Origin of the sequence: Halomonas citrativorans, assembly GCF_900163645.1 — a bacterium.
In the GTDB taxonomy this organism is placed as follows: domain Bacteria; phylum Pseudomonadota; class Gammaproteobacteria; order Pseudomonadales; family Halomonadaceae; genus Vreelandella; species Vreelandella citrativorans.
Genome location: NZ_FUKM01000058.1, coordinates 79,257 through 106,217, shown reverse-complemented (window position 1 = coordinate 106,217; position 26,961 = coordinate 79,257). Strand labels below are relative to the sequence as shown.

The following is a 26,961-nucleotide window of genomic DNA, read 5'->3' as shown; positions in this document are numbered from 1 at the left end:
ATGCAGCTATTGCATGGGAAAACTTAGCAGATATCACTTTTCGTACAAAACCTAGTCAACGAAATTATGCCCCCGAAGTGCGTGGCACAGCCTTAACGTCAGCGCGTGTCATTATTAGGCAGCACGGCCAGATCATTCGAGAAACCAATGTGGCCCCCGGTCCATTTATTATCGATGACTTGTTTGACACCTCTTATAACGGTGATCTGAACGTCGAGATCATTGAAGCCGATGGCACTTCCTCTGAGTTTACGGTCCCTTTCGCAGCGGTACCCGAATCGATGCGTCCTGGATTGTCAAACTACAGTGCCACTATCGGTCAAACCACTCAATATGATAACGACTGGTTTGGTGAGGCGACCTATCAACAAGGTATTAATAATAACCTGACCCTAAATCTTGGTGCCAGAACGGCTGATAATTATTTGGCTCTGCTGGGTGGTGGAGTAGTAGCAGGTCATTGGGGGGCGTTAGGATTGAACGCAACCTACTCAAATGCACGAGTAGAACGTGGCGAACGAAAGCAGGGGTGGCGTTTGGGCGCAAGCTACAGTCGCACATTTCAGCCCACTAATACTACATTGACGCTCGCGGGCTATCGTCATTCTACAGCAGGTTACCGTGATATGACTGATGTCCTGGGTGTACGCGACGTGCTCGATGACGGACGACAATGGGATTCGTACAGCCATCAGCAGCGTAATCAATTTACCTTGTTGATTAATCAAAATATGGGTAGATATGGAGCTTTATATTTCTCAGGTTCCGCCAGCGATTATTATGGAGACAAGCAAAAGGACAGCCAGTTTCAATTCGGTTACACCAACAACTGGAAGCAAGTTAGCTATGGTTTATCCTGGTCCAGGCAGAAAAATACCTACCATCAAACATATGATGATCCGACCCTGCCAGACTCGGCTCTTGCTGGATCAAATACTGTTCTCAGAGGAGATGTTGTTAGCCTAAACGTCTCATTCCCCTTGGGAAGCTCGCCTAAATCGCCACAGCTAAATACGGTGTATACACAACGCTCAGGTGATCAAGCAGGGCACACTATACAGACAGGACTTAGCGGCGTAATGGGACGAGACAATACCTTTAGCTATGCCCTGGCAGCCAATCAAGATAGTAATTATGGAGATACCAGCTGGAACGCGAATGTGCAGCAACGCGGTTCGCTAGCGACATTGAGCGCGGGTTACGCCCATGCACATGATTACAGGCAGTACAGTGCAGGCGTGCGAGGGGGGTTAGTGGCACATAAAGGTGGCGTGACGTTGGGTCCATATTTGAGTGATACGTTTGCTTTGGTTCACGCCGAGGGGGCAGAAGGCGCTATGGTGCGACATGGTCAAGGTTCACGTATAAACAGTAGTGGATATGCGATTGTGCCTGCATTAAGTGCCTTCCGCGATAACTCCATAAGAATAGATCCTCAAGGCTTGCCTTCCTATACTGAACTATTAGAAACAGAAAAACATGTAGTCCCCTATGCGGGCGCGATGCTTTATGTTTCCTTTGATACTCGCTTTGGGCAAGCCATTTTAATTCAATCTGAATTGGAGGATGGTAATCCTATACCGTTAGGAGCAGCTGTCTCTAGTGAGCAAGAGCGTGATATTGGTGTGGTTGGTCAAGGCGAGCAAGTATATGCTCGGGTGCAAGAGCAGCAAGGCGCATTGCTTATACGCTGGGGAGATGATGATAAACACACCTGCGTTATTTCTTATGACATTACTAGCGAAGATAAAACTCAGGACTTGATTCAACTGAAGGCCCCATGCCGCAACTCTTCCCCAATACTCCACCTTTCAGAGGCACCATGAAATTCAGAATTAATACGCTAAAATTTTATGGTTTTATGATTTTGTTGTGTATGCCGTTTTCTGAAGCTTGGGCTCGCTGCTACAAAGTAACCCAAGCGCCATCAAACAACCCTGGAAACTCCTCTATCCATATCGGTGAGGGTCAGTCGGGTCCTTGGAGTGGGGCGTGTGGTACCTGTAACGGGAATCTGGGCTTGCCTTCTGTCGTCAACTTGAGTAATGGTTCTCTCGTACCTCACGGCACGCTCTTGGCTAGTAGCATTGCACCCTTCATCCAGTACGGACAGCCGGCGGGTTATGATCCAGAACGTGTATTCACGCGTTGCGCACCTGGCGAGGATATCTATGAGATGTATTCTACGAACGGGGACAACCGCTACAGCGGCTACGGCGGCAGCCCGAAGGGAGATACAACAGGACGAGCGCTAGGGCTAGAAGCGGCTTATGACACGGTTTGGGATAATATTTTATTACGACTCAGCAATGTGACCACTGGCGAGTATATTACGGACATATGGAAAGAGCGTCTGCTGACAGATCTGGATGTCGATTCACGAGGCTACCGACTGGTAAAGGCGAAAAATCTTTCTACCATACGAGCAGATTTGTTCAGCGCTGGCTCTACAACATATCATTATTATAACAGCAACGTGCTGACACGCCCGATGTCGTACAGCCAACCAAATGCCTATATAGCTCTACGAGGTAACGGCCTTGCTGGCCCCAAAACGGGAGTCACTCATGCTTCTGATATCACTGGTTGGCATGGTCGTTGGCCCGGTGCCATTGGTCTGTATGGGCAAGTTACGTTAAAACGTTATCCTACATGTGTTGTATTAAATGCCACCCCTTATGTCCTGCTGCCTACGATTCAGCGTAGTGCTATAGAAAACGGCGAAACCAGCGAAGCAGTGTTTCAAATCAGCTTTAAATGTGAGAATGCTATGGTATCTGGCATAGCAAACAACAATACGGCATTGGGGATCATGGTGTCTTCGGGCGCGTTTTCTGCAGCGAGTAATTTAGGGCTGGTCAATGCAAGCGCAGGAGTATCACATTTAGTGTCCGATAATTACGGGGCAGCGGGAATGGCCGAAGGAGTGGGAATACGGATTTTGCGGGACAACACCCCCATTATTTTGCTGTCTACCCAAAATTCTGGATTCATAGATGGGACAGTTGTTCCCGAAACGGGGTGGTTGCCAGTCGTGGGTAATGCATCGCAATTAATAAGTAGTGATTCCGGCATGAATCAATATATAGAAAATTTTATTGCACGGCTAGAAAAGCTTCCAGGAAGTCACCCAGTGACTAGCGGCAAAGTCAGGGCTACGGCAAATGTCATTATCCGGGTTCAATAACATGATGAAACGTACGCTGTTTTACTTGGTATTGGTCCACGCTATCTTGTACTCGTGCTTGTCATGGTCAGGTGTCTCTGCAGAGCGAACACGGGTGATCATGTCGCTAGATCAGCGTGAAGCTTCCTTGCTATTGGTTAATTTAAATAGCTACCCAGTGATTACTCAAGTATGGGTAGATGATGGCCGACCTGGTGGCACGCCCGAGGCAGCCCAGGCGCCTGTTATGCCTTTACCTCCTGTGTTTCGACTGGAATCTCAGGAATCAGAAACACTGCGGTTGCTATTTACGAAGCAAAATCTACCCCAAGACAAAGAGTCTTTATACTGGCTCAATATTTATGAGGTTCCCCCCCTTCCAACGTCTTTGGGGAAAGAGAAAGAGGGTGAGGATTTAGTTGCGGTCACTTTGCAAACTCAAATGAAGGTAATATTACGCCCAGAATCATTGGATATGACGTTAGAGCAAGCCGCCGAGTCTGTATCTATAACACAAAAAGGAGACCAGATAGAGATAAGTAACCTTAGTCCGTATTACCTTACGCTAACTTATATGAAAATAAACGACGACACGCAAGATGTTCTAAGCCTTGGCGAGCCCATGTTGAGCCCTTTTTCTAGCCAGAGTTTTGAGTTGCCTGCCAATTATGCAGCCACTCTTATAGACCAGATAGGGTATGGCTGGATTGATGACGATGGAATAATGCATCAAAGAAAGCAGGCCGTAAAAAACGAGATATCAATCATTACTCAATAGTTTGCTGTTCTGCGTGTGTTTTAAGTGTAACACCTGCGTTTTCTTGTGCTCCTGGGTATTTTATCAAGATTACTTTTCCTTGGGTTCGGTGTAAGCGATCCACTAATCCCACCTATGCAGGTTTCGCTTAGACCGGTAATGTCTCTTTCCATTGCTAGGGCAACAGTGTGTTGAGTTCATCATCGGGAAGGGTGGGTAGCGTCGCGAAGACGTACTGTAAGTAGTCGTAGGGCGAGAGGCCATTGGCTTTGGCGGTTTCGATCAGACTGTAGATTGCCGCGCTGGCATGAGCACCGCTCGGAGTATGGCTGGACAACCAGCTTTTACGCCCCACCACGAACGGTTGGATGACGTTCTCCGTCGGGTTGTTGTCCAGCAGGCAGGCCATCTTCCAGAAATCGGGTCAGCCGGGCCCACTGGTTATCCAAGTAGTACAGGGCTTTCCCCAGCGAACTTTTATCCAACAAGGTATCCGTAGCTACTGACTGTCAACGCTATTTTGAGAGTTCTTTCCTTGCCAGGGGGCAGTCGCTTGGCCAGCCATGGGCAGTGTGTCAATAGGTCGGTTGTCAGTTGGTGCTGCGCACTTGGTCGGCAGGCCCGTGCACGGCTTCAACGAAGCACCGCAAGCAGGGATAAGAACAGGGCTAGTGCTATGTGTTGCTACTGAGTTTCTGGAATTTCACCTGGTACGCGGTATCTGACACTTTCGGCTTGCTGCTCTTCATAGCGTTTATTTTCATCCTCCGGCGCAACGCCAAGTACGGTTTCTTTTGAGCCATCTGGCCAAGTATACGTCGTGCATCCCGCTAGCGACGCCATTGCCATTAACGCCAGAAAAGCCACCATCCCGGTGGTGAGACGATATTGCAGCATAAAATCACTCCCTGTATTACGTTGGATTAATGAAAAGGATACTGAATTGTAATAGTGACTATAGGGCTCATGTCAGCGGGTTGTAAATCGCCTTTTGTGTTGTGCGTACGAATAACCGTTTAAAAATAAATGACTATACTGATACAGAATGATAATGCTGCGTGGGATATGGGGGTATTTCTTTGGTTGACGATAGGCTTGGAGGAAAAGCAGGGTGTGGCTCTTGAGACAAGTTAGCCACTTATCTAACTGCTAATATAAGGTAACCATGGATAGGTTGGTTTGTATCGAAGAGGTCTTTAATAGCCGATAGGGGTACTGCCGACGATAATGTAAGGATACATGATGCACACATCGACAGAGCGCCGCTTAATATGGCTTTCACGCTTAACGTTATTGGGAACGCTGCTGACTATTGTCGTTATTTTGGTCGGTGCCTGGACGCGTTTAGTGGACGCGGGGTTGGGTTGCCCGGACTGGCCCGGCTGCTATGGTCGCTTGCTCGTTCCTGATGGTGAGCATGCTGCTCTACGCCATCCTGATGCACCCCTGGATGCTGCAAAAGCCTGGGTGGAGATGGTGCATCGTTATATAGCTACTCTTCTTGGACTATTGGTTCTAAGCGTTTTAGCGCTTGGCTGGCCATTTCGCAACACTCACCATTTCCCTTGGAGCATTAGCGTACTTCTGCTTGCCGCTATCATTATACAAGGGGCTTTTGGTGCATTTACCGTGACCCTCAAGCTTTGGCCTCAAGTGGTTACTTTACATTTGCTGGGCGGGCTAAGTGTATTGCTGCTCTTTTTCTGGCTGCATCTCAGGCTAACAAGTGTTTCTGAGAAAAAGGTCATAGGAGCAAAGTGCTTTAATATTTTTTGGGGCTTAGCCGCCGGGCTATTGATTTTGCAGCTTGGCTTGGGTGGGTGGGTAACAAGTAACTATTCAGGTATGGCTTGCCAAGGGTTCCCCGCTTGTAATGGCCAGTGGTGGCCACACATGGATCTCAGTGAAGGTTTCCATCTGACTCAAACGGTTGGTCCCAATTACTTGCATGGACAGTTGCATGCAGAAGCTCGGGTCGCGATTCACTATATGCATCGGCTAGGGGCGCTATTGTTGGGCGTATCACTCCTGATGCTTTGGTATCGATATCGCCACAACCCAAGTGTTGCTCGGGCGCTTGTATTTGTTATTGGGGTCTATGCGCTGCAGGTTGTACTTGGCATAGCCAACGTGTTGATGTGGTTGCCTTTGTGGTTGGCGCTTGCGCATACTGCAGGGGCCGTTTTGCTCGTGATTGGCATGTTGTGGGCTTGGCGGTGTGTGTGCCTGGGCGAGCGTTAGTGCCGATTTATCTTGGAGCATGCGTCATCTTCATAAAGTTGTGGAGTTAAATATTCAGATTTCGGCATTCACGTACGAGCGATAGAAAATAAGAGTTCAAATATAAAATGATGTATAATTCCTGTTTAGTTTTTGATGCAAGACGGAGAGCATTATGAATTCGGTCAGCGCACTTATAGCGCTTACATTAGCGCTTGCTGTCATTGCGGCTTTATCCATGTACGCGCTTAAACTGCGCAAAGAGGTAAAGCGCCGTGAAGCATTCCGCTCGGATGAAGATTTAAGAGCCCAGCAAAACAGCCTTGAAAATTTGGATTATGTAACAAGTGCATTGGTCCAAGGGCAGGTAGACATTACCGAAGGCTCATGGCGCTGTAAGGTGCTACTTGAAATTGTGGATGCCAATCTTGCAGAGCATCCTGATTTTCAAGCCTTTGCTGAGGTTTACAACCGGACGCAGCATCTTAAAACGCACTCTGCACGTGCCAATTTAACGCCCCGTGAGCGCATGAACGAAGATAAGCAGCGTTTGGAGGTTGAGCGTGATATGAAGCCCGCGGTTCTGGCTGCTGCAGAAGCTGTTATAAAATGGCGTGCACAAGGCGGGCCTGGGCTGTATAAAGGCGAAAACAAGAAGTAAGTTTGGTTTATTTTGGTATGGCAATATGTTTTTTTGGTGCCGGATGTGGCAGTTTTGCTATGCTTGATATGTCGGTATTGGCAAGAAGTTGATATATCGGCATTGTTGCCTTCGATTGTTAAAGCGTAATAATAGGCAGATTGTTCAATTCAGGCAGGGGAACGCCCGCGTGGTTAAAATTGAACAAGCGAAAAATGGATGCTCTCGCAATAAGAAGCATTGGATAGATTTGGCTATACGGCTAAGTCAGCATTGGATCAAGAAGGAGTCTTGTATGAAAAAGTCAACGACTGGGTTGCTTATCGGTTCCGCCTTGGTAGTGGGCCTTTCAGGCTGTGCCACTTCCGCTAATCAATCTTCTGGCCAAGCTAGTGCTAGCAGCAGTGACCGTAGCTGGTACCAGCACCCTGCTGTTTGCGGTCTGGCGGGAAGTTTGATTGGCGGCAGCATCGGCTATGCCACTAGCAGCTCTTCTGATGAAGATAGCGGTGCGGCAACGGGCGCTGTAGCTGGCGCTGCCATCGGTGGCCTGCTGTGTGCTGATCGTACGCCTGAGCCGGTAGCTCCGCAGTGCCCGACATACGGTGAAGTGCCTGCTGGTGTTGCCGTTGATGCGCAAGGTTGTCCGCTGGACTCCGATAATGACGGCGTGCCGGACTATCGTGACCAGTGCCCGGGTACCCCCGCTGGTGTTGAAGTAGACGCAGTAGGTTGCCCGCTGGACTCCGACGGTGACGGCGTGCCGGACTACCGTGACCAGTGCCCCAATACGCCAGCTGGCACCGAAGTAAACGCGTTGGGTTGCCCAGATAGCGTTGTTCTTCAAGATGTTAACTTCGAGTTTGATTCTGCTCAGTTGACCGCTAATGCCCGTGACATCCTGAACGGTGTTGCTGAGCGTCTGGTTAACAATCCCGATGTGCGTGTAAGCATTGATGGATATACCGATTCACGCGGTACAGCTGCTTATAACAAAGGCTTGTCTCAACGTCGTGCAGAATCAGTGACTACATATCTTGCTCAGCGTGGCGTAGAAGCTAATCGCATGCGTGCTGTTGGCTACGGTGAAGAGAATCCGATCGCTACGAACGAGACTGATGAAGGTCGCGCGCTGAACCGTCGCGTTGAAATTGACGAGTGGAACTAATACGCAGACTGCTTGGGCGCTAAGCGTGTAGTGCTTTTGTTGAATGTGTAGCACATTTACTGTGCGTATCGACGGGAGGCATATGCCTCCCGTTTTTATTTTCTGCGGCGCTCAAGTCTGTTAGGCTACGCGCTTGTATAACTTTGTATCATTTATTAAACGCCACGATCATTGATAGCGAAATGTGATCCTTGGTATGGATCACCACTGCGCTCAAGGAATTACTGAATGCCCATTGTGACACTACCTGACGGTAGCCAAAGAACATTTGAAGCACCGCTTTCCATTATGCAGCTTGCAGAATCCATTGGCCCTGGTTTGGCTAAGGCCTGCATTGCAGGGCGGATAGATGGCGTTTTAGTCGATGCTGCGGATGTTATCGAGCATGATGCAAACGTAGCGATTATTACTGCGCGTGACCCTGATGGCGTGGAGATCATTCGTCACTCCTGCGCGCATTTGATTGGTCATGCGGTAAAGCAGCTTTATCCGGACGCTAAAATGGCGATTGGGCCGGTCATTGATAACGGCTTTTATTATGATGTCGACTTTGGTCGTTCAATTACGCCAGAAGATTTAGAGGCGATTGAAAAACGTATGCAAGCGCTAATAGAGCGCGAGTACGATGTTGTCCGTGAATATGTTGATCGCGATAAGGCAATGTCGACGTTTTCTCAGCGTGATGAAACGTATAAACAGGAAATTATTCACGATATTCCTGACGGTGCGGATATCCGGCTTTATCATCATGAAGAGTACACGGATATGTGCCGTGGCCCTCATGTGCCTAACACCCGTCATCTAAAAGCGTTTAAGTTGACGAAACTTGCTGGCGCCTATTGGCGTGGGGATGCTTCAAATCCCATGCTGACGCGTATTTATGGCACTGCCTGGGGCGATAAAAAGCAGCTGAAAGCGTATTTGAAGCGGCTTGAGGAGGCTGAAAAACGCGATCACCGTAAGCTTGCACGCCGTCTTGATCTCTTCCATATGCAGGAAGAGGCGCCAGGGATGGTGTTTTGGCATCCGAACGGTTGGGCGTTATGGCAGCAGATCGAACAGTATATGCGAGGCGTTTATAAAGACGGCGGTTACCAGGAAATTCGCTGTCCGCAAATAATGGACGTATCGTTGTGGAAAAAATCAGGACATTGGGATAATTACGCTGACGGTATGTTCTTTACCGAATCCGAGAAGCGTGAGTATGCTCTCAAACCCATGAATTGCCCTGGCCATGTGCAGGTGTTTAATTCCGGGTTGCGCAGCTACCGTGAACTTCCGGTTCGCTTTGGTGAGTTTGGCGGCTGCCATCGTAACGAGCCCTCAGGCGCTTTGCATGGCATTATGCGTGTTCGTGCGTTTACTCAAGATGATGGCCATGTGTTCTGCACCGAAGCTCAGGTTGAGCCCGAGGTCACCAGCTTTCATCGCCAAGCGCTTAAGGTCTATACCGATTTTGGGTTTGAAGATATTGCCATTAAGATAGCGCTTCGCCCTGAGAAAAGAATTGGTAGTGATGACGTTTGGGATGAGGCAGAAGATGCGTTGCGTCGTGCGTTAAAAGCGTGTGATGTCGAATGGCAGGAACTTCCTGGTGAAGGTGCGTTCTATGGCCCCAAGATTGAATACCATATGAAAGACTGCCTGGGGCGCGAGTGGCAGGTTGGCACGATGCAGGTTGATTTCATGATGCCCGAGCGTTTAGGTGCTCAATATGTGACCGAAGAGGGCGAACGTAAGCCGCCGGTTATGTTGCACCGTGCTATTGTAGGCTCAATGGAGCGCTTCATTGGTATCTTGATTGAACATTATGCGGGCGCTATGCCATTATGGTTGGCACCTCAGCAGGCGGTAGTGATGACAATTACCGATGCGCAGCGTGATTACGCTCTTGAATTAGAGCAACGTCTGCAAAAAAGTGGCTTACGAGCTAAAGCGGACTTGAGGAACGAGAAGATCGGCTTTAAAATCCGTGAGCATACGTTACAAAAAATTCCCTATCTCCTTGTGGTGGGAGATAAGGAAGTCGAAGCTGACTCAGTGGCCGTGCGAACTCGCAGCGGCGAAAACCTCGGCACAATGACAATCGATACACTTATCGAGCGTCTTGGTGCGGAGCGAGCAGCCCTGGCGACATCGTCAATTGCCTAAGGAGACGGAACGATCAAGCGAAGCAATCAGCGCGGGCGTCCAGCAGACAAACGCCCACCAATGAACGAGCGAATTACCGAAGAAGAAGTACGTTTAATCGATGCTGAAGGTGAGCAGTTGGGCGTTGTGCCTACCACCGAAGCGCTTGAGCGTGCAGAAGCTGCCGGTTTAGACCTCGTGCAAATTTCGAATGCCGATCCCATTGTCTGTAAGATTATGGATTACGGTAAATTCGTTTTTGAGACGAAGAAGCAGAAAGCGGCTCAAAAGAAAAAGCAAAAGCAGATCCAGGTTAAGGAAGTTAAATTCCGTCCTGGCACCGACGAAGGCGATTATCAGGTAAAATTGAAAAACCTGATGCGCTTTTTGGAAGGTGGTGACAAGGGTAAGGTCACTTTGCGCTTCCGTGGTCGTGAAATGGCGCACCAGGACATCGGCCGCAAGCTGATGGAAAGGATCGCGGCAGACCTGGAAGAGATCGGAGCGGTGGAATCTTTCCCGAAAATGGAAGGCCGCCAGATGATCATGATCCTTAACCCGAAAAAGAAGTGATCCAACGGCGAAGCCAACGGGCCATCGCTTATGTGATGGTCGGCCTTGGGTTTTCTAAAAAATATCGAGCGGAGTTTTCTCATGCCGAAAATCAAAAGCAACAGCGGCGCTGCGAAGCGCTTTAAAAAGACCGCTAATGGCTTCAAGCACAAGCAGTCTCACCGTAGTCACATCCTGACCAAAAAATCGACTAAGCGTAAGCGTCAGCTGCGTGGAATGAAGCAGGTTCACGCTGCTGATAAAGCGCTGATCCAGCGCATGCTGCCAAACCTATAAGTCGTATTTTTTTGTCTGAGTGCTTAAAGCCTCAGCTATAAAGTCAGGAGTGTGTTATGACTCGTGTTAAGCGTGGTGTAGTTGCCCGTCGTCGCCATAAAAAAGTATTGAAGCAGGCTAAAGGTTACTACGGTGCCCGTTCGCGTGTTTTCCGTGTAGCTAAACAGGCCGTTATCAAAGCAGGTCAGTATGCTTATCGTGACCGCCGCAACCGTAAGCGTCAGTTCCGTGCGCTGTGGATTCAGCGTATTAACGCTGCTGCACGCATCAACGGTATGTCTTACAGCCGTTTTGTTGGCGGTTTGAAGAAAGCCGGCATCGAAATTGACCGTAAAGTATTGGCTGATCTGGCTGTACACGAGAAAGCCGCATTTGCTGCTATCGTGGAAAAAGCCAAGGCTGCCCAATAACGTCATAGCTGTGCAAATGCCAGCGTGAATTGACGAAGGTCATTTCAGTGTGACCCGCAGGGGAAGAGCAGCCGCTCTTCCCCTGTTTTTTTGTCACCTTCAATGTGCGACACCCTCATAAAAGGGAACCGCTTAATTCGGAGTGAAACGGATGGACCACCTTCCTACTCTGGTATCTGAAGCACGTGATGCCATTCTGGCTTCGCAAGATGTTGCTTCGCTGGATGAGTTGCGAGTTCGCTATTTAGGCAAAAAAGGCGAAGTAACGGCTTTGCTAAAAGGGTTAGGCAAGCTAACAGCCGAAGAGCGCCCGGCTGCTGGCGAGCGCATTAACCAGGCCAAGCAAACATTGGCCAATGAAATTGACGCTAAGCGGCAGCAGCTTGAAAACGCAGCGTTGAATGCGCGATTGGCTGCTGAGCGCATTGATGTTACGTTGCCGGGCCGTGGTCAGGCCAGTGGTGGCTTGCACCCGGTTACGCGTACGCTTGAGCGTATCGAAAGCTTATTTACGCGTATCGGTTATGACGTCGCGGTAGGGCCAGAAATTGAAGATGACTATCACAATTTCGAAGCGCTCAATATTCCTGCGCACCACCCGGCACGTGGCATGGCGGATACGTTCTATTTCGATGCAACGCGTCTGCTAAGAACGCACACATCTCCCGTGCAAGTGCGGACGATGAAAGAGAGCGAGCCGCCCATTCGTATTGTGTGTCCCGGGCGTGTTTATCGTAGCGACTCTGACTTGACGCATACGCCTATGTTTCACCAAGTGGAAGGACTGCTGGTGGACGAAGGGGTTAGCTTTGCCGACCTAAAAGGCACGATCGAAGACTTTCTGCAGGCGTTTTTTGAGCGGGACGATCTTTCTGTTCGCTTCCGCCCTTCGTATTTCCCATTTACCGAGCCTTCTGCTGAAGTCGATATCCAATGCGTTATGTGCAGCGGTTCAGGCTGCCGTGTTTGCTCGCATAGTGGTTGGCTGGAAGTAATGGGTTGCGGCATGGTACATCCTGAAGTATTCCGTCACTCGGGCATTGATACTGAACGCTATACCGGCTTTGCCTTTGGTATGGGGGCTGAGCGCTTAGCGATGCTGCGTTACGGTGTAAACGACTTGCGCCTGTTCTTTGAAAATGACCTGCGCTTCTTGCGCCAATTTGCTTAAGACCGCTGCCGAACACAGGAACGATCATGAAATTCTCAGAACAGTGGCTGCGCGAATGGGTATCACCGCAGCTGGACACGCAGGCGATTGCTGATCAGATCACGATGGCCGGCTTAGAGGTCGATGCAGTTGAAGCCGTAGCCGCTGCGTTTAGCGGCGTTGTCGTTGCTGAGGTGCTTACCAAAGAGAAGCACCCGGATGCCGACAAATTAAACGTATGTACCGTTAATGATGGCTCGGGTGAGCCGGTGCAGGTGGTGTGCGGTGCAGCAAATGTTGATATCGGCCAAAAGATTCCCTTTGCTCAGGTGGGTGGCGTGCTGCCGGGCGATTTCAAAATCAAGAAAGCCAAGCTGCGCGGTGTAGAGTCACGCGGCATGATTTGTTCAGCATCGGAGCTTGGGCTTGAGGAAGAAACCTCGCCTGGTATTCTGGTGTTGGCTGATTCTGCGCCTGTTGGCGTCGATTTTCGCGAGTATATGCACCTCAATGATATGACTATTGAAGTGGATCTTACGCCTAACCGTGGTGACTGCTTAAGTGTTAAAGGGCTTGCCCGTGAAGTGGGCGTGCTAAATCGGTTAGCCGTAACGCCGCCGGTCATCGAATCTATCCCGGCCGTAATAGATGACACCTTTGCTGTCAGCGTTGAAGCACCTGAGCAGTGTCCTCGATATGTGGGTCGCCTAATCAAGGGCATTAATGTACAAGCGGAAACACCGCTTTGGATGGTAGAGCGCCTGCGTCGTAGCGGTATCCGTTCCATTGATCCTGTGGTGGACGTTACCAATTACGTCATGCTGGAGCTTGGCCAGCCGATGCATGCGTTTGATCGCGATAATCTGAACGGTCGCATCGTTGTACGCATGGCGAAAGAGGGGGAGCAGCTAACCTTGCTGGATGGGCAGGAAGTTGCCCTGCGCCCCGGCACATTAATGATTACCGATGAGGCGGGGCCGCTCGCCATGGCGGGTGTCATGGGTGGAGAGAATTCTGGGGTTAACGAAACTACCCAGACGATTTTCCTGGAGTCGGCATTTTTTACGCCACTGGCGATTGCGGGTAAGGCGCGCTCTTACGGTTTACACACCGATGCGTCACACCGGTTTGAGCGTGGCGTGGACCCTGAGCTTGCTAAAGCGGCCATTGAGCGTGCAACACGCTTGCTGTTGGATATTTGTGGTGGCCAGCCTGGCCCTGTCACTGAATGCGTCAGTGAAGAGCATGTGCCTGCTTCTCGCACTATTTTGCTGCGTGAAGCGCGTTTGGAAAGTGCGCTCTCCAAGAAACTGGGCAATGAAGATGTCACCGACATTCTGACGCGTTTGGGTCTTGAGGTGAGTCAGCAGGCTGAAGGCTGGTCGGCTGTTGCACCCAGTTGGCGTTTCGATGTCGCGATTGAAGAAGACCTAATCGAAGAGATCGCCCGAATTCATGGCTACAATAATCTGCCCGTTCGCCGCCCGGCTGCACGGTTAGCGCTGCGCTCTGCTGATGAAGCAACGCTCACCCAAGCCCAGCTGCGTCGCCAAATGGTCGCTCGTGGTTTCCAAGAGGCGATTACTTATAGCTTTGTTGCTCCCGAGCTTCAGGCCGCTATATTGCCTGATGCCGTCTCTCCGGTACTTGCTAACCCCATTTCAGCTGATCTATCGGTGATGCGGGCCAGTCTTTTCCCGGGGCTGGTGCGGGCCATGGAGCATAACTTAAACCGTCAACAAACCCGCGTTCGCCTGTTCGAAACGGGGCTGGTATTTAATGGCGAGCTGGATCAACTGTCCCAGATTCCCATGATGGGGGCGTTAGTCTGTGGTAGTCGGGAAACGGAAGGCTGGGCAGGTTCTAAAGAGCGTATCGACTTTTACGATCTCAAAGGGGATCTTGAAAGCCTTCTAGCCTTGGGTGGCAATCTTGATGCGTGGCGCTTTGAGCCAGCCGAGCATCCGGCGCTTCACCCCGGCCAGAGTGCTGAAATACAGTACAACGGCGAGCATGCCGGCTGGATTGGAACTTTGCACCCGCAAGTGCGCGCAAAGCTGGGCCTTAAAGTGGATGCGGTACTCTTTGAAGTACGCCTGGATACGTTAAGCCAAGGGCAGATTCCGGCCTTTGAAGCGTTATCACGTTATCCTGAAGTGCGACGCGATCTGGCGTTTATCGTAAAACAAGCGGTGCCCGTTCAGGCTCTACTGGATTGCGCTAAAGAAAAAGCCGGTGATTACTTAAAAGACATTACGCTATTTGATGTCTATGCTGGTAAAGGCGTGGCGGACGGCCATAAGAGTATTGCGTTAGGCTTGACCTGGCAGCATCCTTCACGCACGCTAAACGATGAAGAAATCAACCAGTTGGTAGATTCCATCGTGACACAAGTGCGTGTCCAGTTGGAGGCTGAGCTACGCGGCTGACAATAATATGCCACGACACGGCGCTTATCACGTTCTTGGCAATGCGTTTGCTACAAGGAGGGTCCTATGGGTGCGTTGACCAAAGCAGAGCTGGCAGAGCATTTACATACTGAGCTGGCACTGTCTAAACGAGAAGCAAAAACCATGGTCGAAGCTTTTTTCGAAGAGATTCGAGCCTGCTTACGAGAAAATGAACAGGTTAAGCTGTCTGGGTTTGGTAACTTTGATTTGCGTGATAAGCGTGAACGGCCGGGCCGTAACCCAAAAACCGGTGAAGAAATACCTATTTCTGCCCGCCGTGTAGTGACCTTTCGACCAGGTCAAAAATTAAAGCAGCAAGTCGAGCACTATGTGAAAACCAAATAGTCCTTGATGTTAATGACCTATCCATAGAGTCGTTTTCGCTATATAACGGAGTGCTTTTGGGCGCTCCGTTTTTTTATGCGTCACAGTGTGTACGGTCTTGTCTGTTCATTTTCGAAATGTGCCGTATAAATGAAATATGTTAATATTCCTGCAAATTCAACGGCTATTTATCAACGCCGTGACACTTAATAGGGGATAGCAACAATGCCTCAACTGAATATATTGGTTGGCACCATGTATGGCGGTGCGTTAGATGTGGCTGAGCAGGTAAAGCCATTATTCGAGCAAGCGGGCTTTGCCGTTAATATTGTTGAGCAGCCGATGCTTGATGATCTAACGAGCGATGAAGATCTTTCATTATTCGTGCTCTCTACCACTGGCAGTGGTGACTTTCCCGGTAATTTTGTGCCCTTTGTGCGCAGCTTAAAAGATAAAAGCCCAGCGCTTACGACATTACGCTACGGCATGATTGCGTTAGGCGACAGCTCCTACGGTGATACTTACTGTGGTGCGGGTAGGGCGCTTGATGCGTTACTCGAAGACCATGGGGCACGCCGTTTGGGTGACCGGTTGGAAATTGATGCCATGGAAACATTTATGGCAGATGATGCCGCAGTGCCGTGGGTCGAGACGTGGATTGAAGAGCAGCAGTTAAAGGTAGCCTAAGCAATGCAACCGATGCCTTTTTCAGCAGAGCGCGTTAGTGTTGCGCTTGGTTTATGCGTGGTGATGTTGGCGTCTTTGCCGCGTTTTATGGTGGGCGGGCACAGCACCCGTCAGACGCTTATCGTGATGGGTGTCGTATTGGTCGCTGGCGCGGCGGTAGCGCAATGGCGTTTACTGCCGCATGATGCGCGCAAGCAATTACCTCGGCTTTGCCTGCGGTTGGTGCTCATGCTGTTAGCGGGTGCTTTAGTCATGGGGGCTTGGCACGCGCTTTTTACCACATGGATCAGCTGGGAAGTCTTTATCTCTCATGCCGCTACCTGCGGTCTTTTAATGCATGCGATAAGTTTATGGTGGCGCCCTAAACGCCATAAATAACCCATTTAGGTCCAAAACCCTTGGATAGAATCGATAGTATACTCACCCAGCAGGTTCCATTGCTGCTCCGTTTCAACGCCTTCGGCGACCACCTCCATACCTGGCTCACGAGCAAGGCTTGCAATCGCCGCAACGATAGCGCGGCTGTTGTGCTCCTGCGGATGCAAGGCCTCAATAAAACTGCGAGCTATTTTTAGGCTTTGGGCCGGAATATAATGCAAGTAGCTCAGTGATGAGTAGGGCCTTACTGAGCAATATTTGATGCGGCGTGGTATGCGCGGGTGATGTCATAAATTCGGCGGCCGGCCGCATAAGAATCGAGGGCGTGCTGAAATTGATCATCAAGGCGTCATGCTCTGTCCAGATACCTAACGCTTGGTGGTTCTCCACAATGACAATAGAGCTGCAGAGGCGCTTCGCCATACGTTTTGCCGCTTGGCAAAGCGGGATGTCGGGTGTGCAGTGCATAATGCGTGAAATAGGTAAGTCTTGCTGAATAGTCATGAGTATCGTTACGATAGCCAGTAAAGGTTGCTAAGTGGCAGGTAGCCTATCGTAATGAGCAAGTAATTCTTTGTCCGAGGTCTAAAAGTAATAAATTAGTCACTTATTCCCTTGTAATTAACCGCTGCGCCCCCATCTTGCGAGCATGGCGCTTGCCACCGTGCGCTAGGGTTCTTAAAATTGCCCCTTGGAATTTATTTAAACACTGTTAATACAACGCCCAGCCGCTAGAGGACAATTCATGCAAGTTTCCGTCGAGACGACCTCCCAGATCGAACGCCGTATTTCTATCCAAGTACCGGCTGCCGAAATCGACGAGGCTGTCAGTGCTCGCCTGATAGACACCGCGAAAAACGTGCGACTGAATGGTTTTCGCCAAGGCCGGGTGCCAATGTCTGTTGTCCGTCAACGCTATAGCGACAGCGTTCGCAGTGAAGTGGTGGGTGAGGTGATGCGTGAGCGTTACGTACGTGCCATCACCGAAGAAGGTCTTAACCCGGCTGGCTACCCTCAGATTGAGCCGCAAATTAATGAAGCCGGTAAAGATCTTGAGTTCGTAGCGGTCATGGAAATTTATCCGCAGATCGAGTTGACCTCTATCGAAGGCACTGACGTTGAGCGCCCGGTAGTTAGCGTAAGCGATGCTGACGTTGATGAAATGATCGAGACGCTGCGTAAACAAAATGCCGATTGGCAAGATGCGGATACACCGGCAGCAGATGGCGATCAGGTAACGATTGATTTTAAAGGTTTCCTGGGCGACGAGCCGTTTGAAGGCGGTAGCGCTGAAGGTCACGAGCTGGTGATTGGCTCCAACAGTTTTATCCCAGGCTTTGAAGAGCAGCTAATCGGTGCCAAGGCTGGCGAAGAGAAAACCATCAAGGTGACTTTCCCGGAAGATTACCAGGCCGAGCATCTGGCAGGAAAGGAAGCCACCTTCAATGTAACGGTGCATAAAGTCAGCACGCAGAAGCTGCCTGAAATTGACGCTGCTTTCATTGAGCGCTTTGGCGTAGACGATGGCGACCAGGATAAATTCCGCGCTGAAATCAAAAAGAACATGACGCGTGAGGCGACCCAAGCCGTTGATAATCGTGTTAAGCAGCAGGTGCTGGACGCGCTTAAAAAAGCCAACGACATTTTGGTGCCAAGCTCGTTAGTTCAGCAAGAAACGGATGCAATGAAGCGCCAGGCCGCTCAACAGTTTGGCCTTGGTGAAGACTTTGATGTTAGCCAGCTGCCCAATGAGCTTTTTGAAGAGCAGGCCAAGGGCCGCGTTCAAGTAGGTCTTTTGCTGGCTGAAGTGATCAAGGTCAATGAGCTTGACGCTGACGATACTGCGATTAAAGCAAAAGTTGAAGAGCTGGCCGAGCAGTACCAGGACCCGTCTGAGGTTGTTGAGTACTACATGGGCGACGACCAACTGAAAACGCAGGTGAAATCTGCCATTCTCGAAGAGAAAGCGGTCGATAAACTGCTTGAGCAAACGAACGTTAAAGACGTTGAAATGTCTTACCAGCAAGCATTGGCTGCCGCTCAGCAGCAGGCTGCACAAGACGAGGGTGTTGAAGAAGGCGAGAAAGCAGACGCCTAAGTATCCCATCAGCGCGGCGCACCGTTTTTGGTGCGCCTTTCCCTTATCGGACGCAAGGAATCACCTAAATGAGTGGATTTGATATTCAAAACGCCGGCGGTTTAGTGCCCATGGTGGTTGAGCAGAGCGCCAAAGGGGAAAGAGCCTACGATATTTACTCGCGTCTGCTAAAAGAGCGTGTCATTTTCCTGGTAGGCCCTGTTGAAGACTACATGGCTAACCTTGTGGTCGCTCAGATGTTGTTCCTTGAGTCGGAAAATCCCGACAAGGATATCCATCTTTATATCAACTCGCCGGGTGGCTCGGTAACGGCAGGCATGTCGATTTATGACACCATGCAGTTTATCAAGCCTGATGTATCAACCGTATGTATTGGCCAGGCGGCCAGTATGGGCGCGCTGCTTTTAACAGCAGGTGCAGAAGGTAAGCGTTACTGCTTACCTAACTCGCGCGTCATGATTCATCAGCCGTTGGGTGGTTATCAAGGTCAGGCATCTGACATTGAAATCCATACCCGTGAGATTCTGGGAATCCGCGAAAAGTTGAATCAGATTCTTGCTCATCATACCGGTCAGGATCTGGAAGCGGTTGCCCGTGATACCGACCGTGACAATTTCATGAGCGCCAATAAAGCTCAAGAGTATGGCTTGATTGACGCAGTGCTGGATAAGCGGCCTACATCCTGATAGCGTGATGAGGTTTTGCTTTTCTAACGAGCTTTTATGGCGGTGCAAGCCGCCGCAGTGACAGAGGTACGCTAATGGCCGACGGCAAAGGCAAGGATGAAGGTGGCAAATTACTTTACTGCTCGTTCTGTGGAAAAAACCAGAACGAAGTACGTAAACTGATTGCTGGCCCGTCCGTATATATCTGCGATGAGTGTGTCGACTTGTGTAATGACATCATTCGCGAGGAAGTTCTCGAAGCCGATGCCGAGAGCGATGAGGAGCGTTTACCTACGCCTCGCGAAATACGTCATACCCTGGACGATTACGTCATTGGACAAGACCGCGCCAAAATGGTGCTGTCCGTAGCGGTTTATAACCACTACAAGCGTCTGAGACCGGACGTACGTGAAGGCGATGTTGAATTAGGTAAATCCAATATTCTGCTCATCGGCCCCACTGGTAGTGGTAAAACATTGCTAGCGGAGACCATGGCACGTTTATTAAACGTACCTTTCACCATTGCGGATGCAACAACGCTGACTGAAGCGGGCTATGTGGGTGAAGATGTTGAAAACATCATCCAGAAGCTGCTTCAAAAGTGTGACTACGATGTAGAGAAAGCCGAGCGTGGCATTGTATATATCGACGAAATCGACAAGATTTCTCGTAAGTCCGACAACCCGTCCATCACGCGTGATGTATCGGGTGAAGGTGTACAGCAGGCGTTACTCAAGCTTATTGAAGGCACTACGGCTTCAGTGCCGCCTCAGGGTGGCCGTAAGCATCCGCAGCAAGAGTTTGTTCAGGTAAATACCGGTAACATACTGTTTATTGTGGGCGGCGCTTTCGCGGGTCTGGACAAGGTTATACGCGACCGGGCTGAAAAGGGCGGAATCGGTTTTAACGCCAGCGTTAAGAGCAAAGAGTCAGCACGTGGTATCGGTGAGCTGCTTGCAGACGTTGAGCCGGAAGACCTGGTGAAGTTCGGTTTGATTCCAGAGTTTGTTGGACGTCTACCGGTCATTGCTACGTTAACTGAGCTTACCGAAGACGCGCTGATCCAGATTTTGACAGAGCCCAAAAACTCGCTCATCAAGCAGTATGGGAAGCTCTTCGAAATGGAAGGCGTGACGCTTGAGTTTAGAGACGAAGCGTTACGAGCGGTTGCTGCGAAGGCGATGGAGCGGAAGACAGGTGCACGCGGCCTGCGCTCTATCCTTGAGTCGGTATTGCTTGACACCATGTATGAAATTCCATCACTGGAAAATGTCAGCAAGGTGGTTATCGATGAATCGGTAATCACAGGTGAAAGCGAGCCGCTCTTGATGTATTCAAAGCAGGAAGACGCTCGCGTTGATGGCACGGATGGCTAGTAATAGGCCAACGGCGTGACTTCAGCCGCTTGCGCTAAACCAAGGGGTCGCCTAGGCGGCCCCTTGTTGTTCATGGGTGTCACTGCGTAGTTTGCTCTACACTGCGTAGTACTTTTCATACAGTGATGTACTTGCCTTGGTGTTCCATCAAGTACTCTTCCGATTTGTTGAGGAACGTCTGCGATGCAGCAGAACGCCGAACAGACTCAATGTCTACCTTTATTGCCGTTGCGGGACGTCGTCGTGTACCCGCAAATGGTTATCCCTCTGTTTGTAGGGCGTGAAAAGTCGATTCAGGCGCTTGAAGCTGCGATGGAAGCTGATAAGCGCGTATTGCTAGTGGCTCAGCGAGAAGCTGCCCAGGATGAGCCGGACAATGCCGACCTCTACGCCATGGGTACTGTGGCGGACATTATGCAACTGCTCAAGCTTCCCGATGGCACTGTAAAAGTGTTGATTGAAGGCAGCTTTCGCGCGGATGTACTGGACATCGAAGAGAACGAAGCGGGCTATACTCAAGCCCATCTTTCTCCTCGAGAGAGCGAGCCATTAACCAACCGCGAGCAGGAAGCGCTGGTGCGCGTGCTGCTTAATCAGTTCGAGCAGTACGTTAAACTGTCGAAAAAAGTGCCCAACGAGGTGCTTAACTCGCTTTCCGGGATTGAAGATCCAAGCCGGCTGGTGGACACCATCTGTGCTCATTTATCGCTAAAAATTGGCGATAAGCAGGAGCTTTTAGAGATGGATCGGGTGCGCGATCGTATTGAGCACCTGATGGCCTTAATCGAATCTGAAATTGATCTGCTTCAAGTAGAAAAGCGCATCCGCTCGCGTGTTAAAGAGCAGATGGAAAAGACTCAGCGCGAGTACTACTTAAACGAGCAGATGAAAGCCATTCAGAAGGAGATGGGCGAGCTCGACAACGTACCAAATGAAGCCGAAAAGTACGAGAAAGCGATCAAAGAGTCGGGCATGCCACAAGAGGCTGCCGATAAAGCGACTCAAGAGCTGAACAAGCTGAAAATGATGGCTGCTAACTCTGCAGAATCGACTGTCGTGCGCTCCTATCTGGACTGGCTGATAGCGGTCCCTTGGAAAAAACGTACGCGCGTGAAGCATGATCTTGTGAAAGCGCAAGAAGTGCTTGATGAGGACCATTACGGTCTTGAAGAGGTAAAAGCGCGCATCCTTGAGTACTTGGCCGTACAAAAGCGCGTACGCAAGATGAAAGGCCCTGTGCTGTGTCTGGTAGGCCCACCTGGGGTGGGTAAGACCTCGCTGGGCCAGTCTATCGCGCGGGCGACCAATCGCAAGTATGTACGCTTGGCATTGGGCGGTGTGCGTGATGAGTCGGAGATTCGTGGTCATCGACGCACTTATATTGGTTCATTGCCCGGTAAGCTAATGCAGCGCATGAGCCGTGCTGGTGTCAAGAATCCGCTGTTCCTGCTGGATGAAGTTGATAAGCTCGGCATGGATCATCGCGGCGACCCAGCCTCAGCGCTTTTGGAAGTGTTGGATCCTGAGCAAAATAACAGCTTCAGCGATCACTATCTGGAACTGGATTACGATCTTTCAGAGACGCTGTTCATTTGTACGGCCAATTCGATGAATATTCCTGGCCCGCTTTTGGACCGTATGGAAATTATTCGTCTGCCAGGCTATACCGAAGATGAAAAGCTGGCGATCGCCAAGCGTTATCTGTTGCCGAAGCAGCTCGCCGCCAATGGGCTGAAGACAGATGAGTTGGCACTTCAGGATGATGCGCTGCTGGAGCTTATTCGCTACTACTCGCGTGAAGCGGGGGTACGTGAACTTGAACGCCAGATTGCTAAAGTCTGCCGTAAAGTGCTTCGCGAACGCCTGGAGCATCAAGACCTTGAAGAAACGCAATTCCTCTCTGCTGAGCAAATTGAAGCCTATGCTGGCGTACGACGCTATAGCTACGGGCTGGCTGAACAGGACGACCAGATTGGCCGTGTAACAGGGCTTGCGTGGACATCAGTCGGTGGAGAGCTTCTCAGTATTGAGTCTGTGGTTACGCCAGGTAAAGGACGAATTAACAAAACGGGTTCTCTCGGCGATGTAATGAAAGAGTCCGTTAGTGCCGCACAAACCGTTGTTAAGGCACGTGCTCACGGGTTCGGTATTGACCCTGCGCGTTTTGAGAATGAAGACCTGCATATCCATGTGCCAGAAGGCGCTACGCCTAAAGATGGCCCTAGCGCTGGTGTCGCGATGGTAACGGCTATGGTGTCGGCCTATACGCAGCGTGCAGTGCGCTGTGATGTGGCGATGACCGGTGAAGTTAACCTTCGGGGCGAGGTGTTGCCGATAGGCGGCCTGAAGGAGAAATTGCTGGCAGCTCGTCGCGGTGGTATAAAGACAGTCTTGATTCCTGAAGAAAATCGTCGTGATCTCAAGGAAGTACCGGAAAATATCAAGGGTGCGCTTGATATTCGTCCGGTACGTTGGATAGATGATGTGTTGGCGGTGGCGCTAGTGAGCGATGAAAACAATGATGGCACGCCTTTAAAAAGTACTGAAAAGGGTGCTGAAACATCGTTTACTTCCTCCACCGTAGCCAATACACACTAAGATTAAAGCCATTGGTCTTTAGTTTTTACTTAAAGAATTTGCCCAAAGCCTTGTGCAGCGGGCATTCCACGGTGTGTTTGCTTGACAGGTGTTTCAAGGCATTGCTATAAAACGCAGCTATGCTTTGAGGTTGTACCTTCTGGTGGCCATGCCGTACAGAGCCATTTTTTTGAAACAGTTAAGGGGTGAAGTGTGAATAAGTCTGAGCTGATTGAAGCCATTGCCGCGTCTGCCGATATTCCTAAAGCAGCGGCAACCCGTGCATTGGATGCCATGGTAGAGTCTGTCACCGATAGCCTCAAAAAAGGTGAAAGCGTTTCACTGGTAGGTTTTGGTACCTTCGCTATTAAAGAGCGTGCTGCACGTACTGGCCGTAACCCGCAGACGGGCCAGCCTATCGAAATTAAAGCGGCGAAAGTACCTGGCTTCAAAGCAGGCAAGGCGCTGAAAGACGCCGTTAATTAATTGTTCTGTGTTTATGTAATCTAATGGGCGCATCGCATCCGCGATGCGCCCATGTTATTTTTTGGCCTGGTATTTAAGGGGTTATCCGAAAACGATTTCGGGCAACGTGAAGGTTTATTTATATGGCTGTGTTTATCTGAGGCTAGCATGCTGCAAAGTATTCGAAATGGCTCCAGAAGCTGGGGCGCCAAAATTATTATCGGTCTCATGGTGGCTGCCATGGCGCTGTTTGGAGTGGAATCACTGTTTAGTGTGTTTGGCAGCGATCCCAATGAAGTCGCAAGTGTCAATGGCCAGCCCATCATGCGTCAGCAGGTTGAGCTTGAGGTGCAGCGAGCGCTTCGGTCAGGCCAGGTTCCGCCGGAACAAGAGCGTGCGTTGCGCAATGATATGCTGGATCAGTTGATCACCCAGCAACTGCTTACTCAGTATGCTGATGACGGCGGGTTCTACGTCTCCGATGCACAGTTAGACCAAATTATTGTAGGCCTCCCCGAGTTTCATGATCAAAACGGTCATTTCTCGGCCGACATTTTCCGTAACCGGCTGGCGGGTGCAGGTTATTCACCTATCTCGTTTCGCCAGGACTTGCGCGTTGACATTAAGCGTCAGCACTTACAGCAAGGCTTGGCATTCAGCGATTTTAGCCTGCCCAGCGAGCAGGCCCGTTTAGCCGAGTTACAAAATCAGCAGCGCAGTTTTCGTTATGTGCTGATGAACAACGATGACGTAGACGTTGATATCAATGTCACAGATGAGCAGATGCAGGCTTACTACGATGCCCACCAGGAGCGTTTCGAGCGGCCTGAGCAGGTACGCGTTGAGTATGTGCTGATTGATCGCCAAGCCATGGCCGCTGAAACTGAAATTGATGAAGAGACGCTTCGCCAGGCGTGGCGTGAACAGAATCAAAATGCGGATCGGCGTATTTCACATATCATGGTGACCTTTGGTGATGAACGTTCCCGTGAAGAAGCACGCAGCATTGCTGACACTGCTTATGATGACCTGGAAGATGGCGAATCCTTTGCTGATACGGTACTTCGCTACTCTGATGACACGACAAGTGCAGAGGAAGGAGGAGATCTAGGCACGATCTCGCGCGGTATTTTTGGCAATGCATTTGATGAGGCTGCATTCTCTCTTGCTGAAGGCGAAACGTCGCAGGTCGTTGAAGTTGATGGTGCCTTCCACATTCTGCGGGTGACCGATGTTGATGCCCCCTCTTTTGAAGAGCAGCGTGACGTACTGCGTCAAAATGTTGCGTTAGGTGACGTTAACGATGCATTTAACGCCAAGGTTCAGCAGTTGATTGATCAGAGTTTTGCAGCGGATGATTTGCAAAGTGTTGCTGATCAGATTGATGTGACGCTAACGCAGACCGATTGGCTCGCGCGAGGTGAAGGTGAAGGTGTCCTGTCGGAGCCGGGCGTGCTGGATGAGGCCTTCAGCGAAGAGGTACTGAATGATGGCTATAACAGTGAAGTGATTGAGCTCGACGATGATCGACGCTTGGTCTTGCGTGTGGCCGAACACCGTGAAGCGACGTTGATAGGCCTGGATGACGTCCGTGATGAGGTAGAGCAGTCCGTTGCCGCACAGCAGCGTCAACAAGCCCTGCTTGAGCAGGCTCAAGCAATGACAGCTTCGCTTAATGCGGGTGAGACGCTCGACGTCAATTGGCTTGAAGCCACTAACGTTAGTCGTCAGCAGAATGGTTCTTTACCTCAAGGATTGGTGTCGGAAGTCTTCCGTATGCCGAATCCGGATGAAGGTGAAAGCCAGTACCAGGCTGTTACGCTGTCGCAAGACGTTGCGGTTATCGCGTTGGATGACGTATCGGCAGGCGATGATAGTGATCAAATAGCGGGTTTTGTCGCGCAAATGGCTGAGCAGTTAAGAGCCCAGGCGGTGATCCAAGGCTTGATTGACACCTTGTATCAGGATGCGGATATCAAGCGCTAACGTTGTCAGGTATGAATAAAAAAGCCGATCATCAATTGATCGGCTTTTTTGTGTTTGCTGAAGGCAGTTACGCCGCGGGCGGCGTGGCCAAGGAGAATTGACGCAGCCTGGGTTCAGGGCGGTCAGACTCCTCGATAATAACATCCCAGCCGTGCTGGTTATCCCAGTCACCCAGTACAAAGCGCTTGGCGGGTACGTCCTCCACCGTGAGATCATGAACTTTAGGGCGGTGCGTATGGCCATGAATCATAGTGGCAACGCCATAACGCTCCATTAGTTGCACGACTTCAGCATGGGTCACGTCCATAATCGCCTCGGCTTTGTTGGCGTTGGCATCACCTGATTGCAAGCGTAGGCTTTTGGCAAGCTCCAGGCGCTGCTCAAGAGGCAGCGCTAGAATCTGTGCTTGCCATTCAGGATTGCGCGACTGCTGCCTGAATGCCATATAGGCTTCATCCTGGGTGCACAGGCTGTCGCCATGCAACAGCACAAGCGGCACACCTTCCAACTCCACTTCCTGCACATCGGAGAGAAGTGTTGCCTGGCAGGCATTAACAAACCGGTCGCCCAGCAGAAAGTCACGGTTACCATGGGACAGATAAATAGCTGTGCCGTCATCGCTCAGCTTGCGTAACCGCTGGATGACCTCAAGCGCCACGGCGCTAAGGGGATGCTGAGTGTCGAGTAAGTCATCGCCCATCCACGCATCAAAAAGATCACCCAAAATATAAAGGGCGCTTGCGCCCTGGGCGGTTTGTTCTAGATAGCGATAAAACCCCTGATTGATCTCAGGGGTGTCGCTGCTTAAGTGCATGTCAGCTACAAGCAGTGTGCGCATGATGCTCCCGAAGAGTTATTCTGCTTCTTTTACATAAGCACGCTCAATGATCACATCTTCCGCAGGCACATCCGCATGCATGCCACGGCGGGTTGTGCTCACACCCTTAATGGCATTGACCACGTCCATGCCATCAACTACTTCACCAAAAACGGCGTAACCCCAACCTTGAAGACTTTTTCCGCTGTGATCTAAAAAGCCGTTGTCGCCAACATTAATAAAAAACTGGCCAGTCGCCGAATGGGGGTCTTGCGTTCGAGCCATGGCAAGCGTGCCGATGGTGTTCTTTAAGCCATTATCCGCTTCATTCTCGATTGAATCACGTGTCGGCTTCTGGTTGAAATCCTGATCAAAGCCACCGCCTTGCACCATAAATCCGTCAATGACGCGGTGAAACAGTGTGCCATCGTAAAATCCATCACGAACATACTGCTCGAAGTTAGCCGCTGTTACCGGCGCTTTTTCATGATTAAGCGCGATAGTAATGTCACCGTGGTTTGTCTGTAATACGATCATGAATAAATTCCTGTTCAATGAAGACGTTCGCCTTGGCGCTGTGCATCGGCGTCACGCTATAATAGCGGTTTTGCTTGGCACCGCGAAGCGCTAACCTGATAGCGTAAGCAG

The 26,961-nt window shown here is 50.4% G+C and carries 26 protein-coding genes and 1 pseudogene; 21 read left to right on the top strand and 6 right to left on the bottom strand.

The annotated features are described in order from the left end of the window. The 3 genes from CZ787_RS17180 to CZ787_RS17170 form a co-directional block, all read left to right on the top strand. Positions 1–1,826, top strand: a 1,826-nt coding sequence (locus tag CZ787_RS17180; protein WP_087111507.1) for a fimbria/pilus outer membrane usher protein, incomplete at its 5' end; no start/stop codon positions are given. Then, positions 1,823–3,187: a fimbrial protein gene (locus CZ787_RS17175; RefSeq protein ID WP_087111505.1), complete on the top strand. Its 1,365-nt coding sequence runs from the start codon at positions 1,823–1,825 to the stop codon at positions 3,185–3,187. The genes CZ787_RS17180 and CZ787_RS17175, both read left to right, overlap by 4 nt. After that, the gene (locus tag CZ787_RS17170) at positions 3,165–3,944 is read left to right on the top strand and encodes a molecular chaperone (protein WP_087111503.1); all 780 of its coding nucleotides are present in this window, start codon (positions 3,165–3,167) and stop codon (positions 3,942–3,944) included. The genes CZ787_RS17175 and CZ787_RS17170 overlap by 23 nt, the downstream gene beginning before the upstream one ends. A gap of 154 nt (positions 3,945–4,098) precedes the next feature. On the opposite strand, the pseudogene CZ787_RS17165 reads toward CZ787_RS17170, so the two are convergent. Continuing rightward, positions 4,099–4,402: pseudogene (locus tag CZ787_RS17165) on the bottom strand (IS66 family transposase); the annotation flags it as partial. 205 nt (positions 4,403–4,607) lie between these two features. Then, positions 4,608–4,793 (bottom strand): hypothetical protein, encoded by a 186-nt coding sequence (locus tag CZ787_RS17160; RefSeq protein WP_419866543.1) that lies wholly within the window; start codon positions 4,791–4,793, stop codon positions 4,608–4,610. A 372-nt stretch (positions 4,794–5,165) separates the two neighbouring features. Between CZ787_RS17160 and CZ787_RS17155 the strand changes: the two genes are divergently transcribed. The 12 genes from CZ787_RS17155 (at position 5,166) to CZ787_RS17100 (ending at position 16,329) form a co-directional block, all read left to right on the top strand. Beyond that, a complete protein-coding gene (locus CZ787_RS17155; protein ID WP_087111499.1) occupies positions 5,166–6,164 on the top strand; it encodes a COX15/CtaA family protein in 999 nt (332 codons plus the stop codon). 154 nt (positions 6,165–6,318) lie between these two features. After that, a complete protein-coding gene (locus CZ787_RS17150) occupies positions 6,319–6,804 on the top strand; it encodes a DUF2489 domain-containing protein (protein ID WP_087111497.1) in 486 nt (161 codons plus the stop codon). Between the two features lie 274 nt (positions 6,805–7,078). After that, positions 7,079–7,951, top strand: a complete 873-nt coding sequence (locus CZ787_RS17145; protein WP_087111495.1) for an OmpA family protein — start codon at positions 7,079–7,081, stop codon at positions 7,949–7,951. 228 nt (positions 7,952–8,179) lie between these two features. Next, complete coding sequence (gene thrS / locus CZ787_RS17140; RefSeq protein ID WP_087111493.1) at positions 8,180–10,102, top strand: threonine--tRNA ligase; 1,923 nt, start codon at positions 8,180–8,182, stop codon at positions 10,100–10,102. Between the two features lie 60 nt (positions 10,103–10,162). Beyond that, a complete protein-coding gene (infC, locus tag CZ787_RS17135) occupies positions 10,163–10,654 on the top strand; it encodes a translation initiation factor IF-3 (RefSeq protein WP_140399006.1) in 492 nt (163 codons plus the stop codon). 81 nt (positions 10,655–10,735) lie between these two features. Continuing rightward, positions 10,736–10,930 carry a 50S ribosomal protein L35 gene (gene rpmI, locus CZ787_RS17130; RefSeq protein ID WP_087111489.1) on the top strand — a complete coding sequence of 65 codons (195 nt, stop codon included), beginning with the start codon at positions 10,736–10,738 and terminating at the stop codon, positions 10,928–10,930. 56 nt (positions 10,931–10,986) lie between these two features. Next, positions 10,987–11,340: a 50S ribosomal protein L20 gene (gene rplT / locus CZ787_RS17125; RefSeq protein ID WP_018916261.1), complete on the top strand. Its 354-nt coding sequence runs from the start codon at positions 10,987–10,989 to the stop codon at positions 11,338–11,340. 151 nt (positions 11,341–11,491) lie between these two features. Then, entirely contained in the window at positions 11,492–12,511 is a 1,020-nt protein-coding gene (pheS, locus tag CZ787_RS17120; RefSeq protein ID WP_087111487.1) for a phenylalanine--tRNA ligase subunit alpha, read from the top strand. 26 nt (positions 12,512–12,537) lie between these two features. Then, complete coding sequence (pheT, locus tag CZ787_RS17115; RefSeq protein ID WP_087111485.1) at positions 12,538–14,919, top strand: phenylalanine--tRNA ligase subunit beta; 2,382 nt, start codon at positions 12,538–12,540, stop codon at positions 14,917–14,919. A gap of 66 nt (positions 14,920–14,985) precedes the next feature. Then, entirely contained in the window at positions 14,986–15,285 is a 300-nt protein-coding gene (locus CZ787_RS17110) for an integration host factor subunit alpha (protein ID WP_087111483.1), read from the top strand. A gap of 204 nt (positions 15,286–15,489) precedes the next feature. Continuing rightward, the gene (locus tag CZ787_RS17105; protein ID WP_087111481.1) at positions 15,490–15,951 is read left to right on the top strand and encodes a flavodoxin; all 462 of its coding nucleotides are present in this window, start codon (positions 15,490–15,492) and stop codon (positions 15,949–15,951) included. A 3-nt stretch (positions 15,952–15,954) separates the two neighbouring features. Continuing rightward, entirely contained in the window at positions 15,955–16,329 is a 375-nt protein-coding gene (locus CZ787_RS17100) for a hypothetical protein (protein ID WP_087111479.1), read from the top strand. A 5-nt stretch (positions 16,330–16,334) separates the two neighbouring features. Here the strand turns inward: CZ787_RS17100 and CZ787_RS17095 are convergent, their stop codons facing one another. Further along, positions 16,335–16,559 carry an EAL domain-containing protein gene (locus tag CZ787_RS17095; protein ID WP_254908646.1) on the bottom strand — a complete coding sequence of 75 codons (225 nt, stop codon included), beginning with the start codon at positions 16,557–16,559 and terminating at the stop codon, positions 16,335–16,337. Continuing rightward, positions 16,501–16,833, bottom strand: a complete 333-nt coding sequence (locus CZ787_RS19285; protein WP_087111475.1) for a CBS domain-containing protein — start codon at positions 16,831–16,833, stop codon at positions 16,501–16,503. The genes CZ787_RS17095 and CZ787_RS19285 overlap by 59 nt, the downstream gene beginning before the upstream one ends. Positions 16,834–17,074: 241 nt before the next feature. On the opposite strand from CZ787_RS19285, the gene tig reads away from it, so the two are divergent. The 6 genes from tig to CZ787_RS17060 all read left to right on the top strand — a co-directional run bounded on the left by tig (position 17,075) and on the right by CZ787_RS17060 (position 25,496). After that, positions 17,075–18,427 carry a trigger factor gene (tig, locus tag CZ787_RS17085; RefSeq protein ID WP_087111473.1) on the top strand — a complete coding sequence of 451 codons (1,353 nt, stop codon included), beginning with the start codon at positions 17,075–17,077 and terminating at the stop codon, positions 18,425–18,427. Positions 18,428–18,495: 68 nt separating this feature from the next. After that, positions 18,496–19,113, top strand: coding sequence for an ATP-dependent Clp endopeptidase proteolytic subunit ClpP (clpP, locus tag CZ787_RS17080; RefSeq protein WP_087111471.1), 618 nt, complete (start codon positions 18,496–18,498; stop codon positions 19,111–19,113). Positions 19,114–19,187: 74 nt separating this feature from the next. Further along, positions 19,188–20,468 (top strand): ATP-dependent Clp protease ATP-binding subunit ClpX, encoded by a 1,281-nt coding sequence (gene clpX, locus CZ787_RS17075; protein WP_087111469.1) that lies wholly within the window; start codon positions 19,188–19,190, stop codon positions 20,466–20,468. A 183-nt stretch (positions 20,469–20,651) separates the two neighbouring features. After that, entirely contained in the window at positions 20,652–23,066 is a 2,415-nt protein-coding gene (gene lon, locus CZ787_RS17070; RefSeq protein WP_087111467.1) for an endopeptidase La, read from the top strand. Positions 23,067–23,258: 192 nt separating this feature from the next. After that, positions 23,259–23,531 (top strand): HU family DNA-binding protein, encoded by a 273-nt coding sequence (locus tag CZ787_RS17065; RefSeq protein WP_087111465.1) that lies wholly within the window; start codon positions 23,259–23,261, stop codon positions 23,529–23,531. A 147-nt stretch (positions 23,532–23,678) separates the two neighbouring features. Continuing rightward, on the top strand, positions 23,679–25,496 hold the full coding sequence (locus CZ787_RS17060) for a SurA N-terminal domain-containing protein (RefSeq protein ID WP_087111516.1): 1,818 nt from the start codon (positions 23,679–23,681) through the stop codon (positions 25,494–25,496). Between the two features lie 67 nt (positions 25,497–25,563). Here CZ787_RS17060 and CZ787_RS17055 read toward each other — a convergent pair whose 3' ends face one another. Further along, positions 25,564–26,334: a UDP-2,3-diacylglucosamine diphosphatase gene (locus CZ787_RS17055; protein ID WP_087111463.1), complete on the bottom strand. Its 771-nt coding sequence runs from the start codon at positions 26,332–26,334 to the stop codon at positions 25,564–25,566. Between the two features lie 15 nt (positions 26,335–26,349). Further along, positions 26,350–26,850: a peptidylprolyl isomerase gene (locus CZ787_RS17050; RefSeq protein ID WP_087111461.1), complete on the bottom strand. Its 501-nt coding sequence runs from the start codon at positions 26,848–26,850 to the stop codon at positions 26,350–26,352. Positions 26,851–26,961: the final 111 nt, after the last annotated feature.

Coding starts and splice junctions, on each gene's coding strand:
- infC (WP_140399006.1), top strand. CDS start 10,163: ATGAACGAGCGAATTACCGAAGAAGAAGTACGTTTAATCGATGCTGAA.
- tig (WP_087111473.1), top strand. CDS start 17,075: ATGCAAGTTTCCGTCGAGACGACCTCCCAGATCGAACGCCGTATTTCT.
- lon (WP_087111467.1), top strand. CDS start 20,652: ATGCAGCAGAACGCCGAACAGACTCAATGTCTACCTTTATTGCCGTTG.
- CZ787_RS17160 (WP_419866543.1), bottom strand. CDS start 4,793: ATGGTGGCTTTTCTGGCGTTAATGGCAATGGCGTCGCTAGCGGGATGC.
- CZ787_RS19285 (WP_087111475.1), bottom strand. CDS start 16,833: ATGACTATTCAGCAAGACTTACCTATTTCACGCATTATGCACTGCACA.
- CZ787_RS17100 (WP_087111479.1), top strand. CDS start 15,955: ATGCAACCGATGCCTTTTTCAGCAGAGCGCGTTAGTGTTGCGCTTGGT.
- CZ787_RS17155 (WP_087111499.1), top strand. CDS start 5,166: ATGCACACATCGACAGAGCGCCGCTTAATATGGCTTTCACGCTTAACG.
- CZ787_RS17105 (WP_087111481.1), top strand. CDS start 15,490: ATGCCTCAACTGAATATATTGGTTGGCACCATGTATGGCGGTGCGTTA.
- rpmI (WP_087111489.1), top strand. CDS start 10,736: ATGCCGAAAATCAAAAGCAACAGCGGCGCTGCGAAGCGCTTTAAAAAG.
- CZ787_RS17150 (WP_087111497.1), top strand. CDS start 6,319: ATGAATTCGGTCAGCGCACTTATAGCGCTTACATTAGCGCTTGCTGTC.
- rplT (WP_018916261.1), top strand. CDS start 10,987: ATGACTCGTGTTAAGCGTGGTGTAGTTGCCCGTCGTCGCCATAAAAAA.
- CZ787_RS17110 (WP_087111483.1), top strand. CDS start 14,986: ATGGGTGCGTTGACCAAAGCAGAGCTGGCAGAGCATTTACATACTGAG.
- pheS (WP_087111487.1), top strand. CDS start 11,492: ATGGACCACCTTCCTACTCTGGTATCTGAAGCACGTGATGCCATTCTG.
- clpP (WP_087111471.1), top strand. CDS start 18,496: ATGAGTGGATTTGATATTCAAAACGCCGGCGGTTTAGTGCCCATGGTG.
- CZ787_RS17050 (WP_087111461.1), bottom strand. CDS start 26,850: ATGATCGTATTACAGACAAACCACGGTGACATTACTATCGCGCTTAAT.
- CZ787_RS17145 (WP_087111495.1), top strand. CDS start 7,079: ATGAAAAAGTCAACGACTGGGTTGCTTATCGGTTCCGCCTTGGTAGTG.
- CZ787_RS17170 (WP_087111503.1), top strand. CDS start 3,165: ATGTCATTATCCGGGTTCAATAACATGATGAAACGTACGCTGTTTTAC.
- CZ787_RS17055 (WP_087111463.1), bottom strand. CDS start 26,334: ATGCGCACACTGCTTGTAGCTGACATGCACTTAAGCAGCGACACCCCT.
- clpX (WP_087111469.1), top strand. CDS start 19,188: ATGGCCGACGGCAAAGGCAAGGATGAAGGTGGCAAATTACTTTACTGC.
- pheT (WP_087111485.1), top strand. CDS start 12,538: ATGAAATTCTCAGAACAGTGGCTGCGCGAATGGGTATCACCGCAGCTG.
- CZ787_RS17175 (WP_087111505.1), top strand. CDS start 1,823: ATGAAATTCAGAATTAATACGCTAAAATTTTATGGTTTTATGATTTTG.
- CZ787_RS17060 (WP_087111516.1), top strand. CDS start 23,679: ATGCTGCAAAGTATTCGAAATGGCTCCAGAAGCTGGGGCGCCAAAATT.
- thrS (WP_087111493.1), top strand. CDS start 8,180: ATGCCCATTGTGACACTACCTGACGGTAGCCAAAGAACATTTGAAGCA.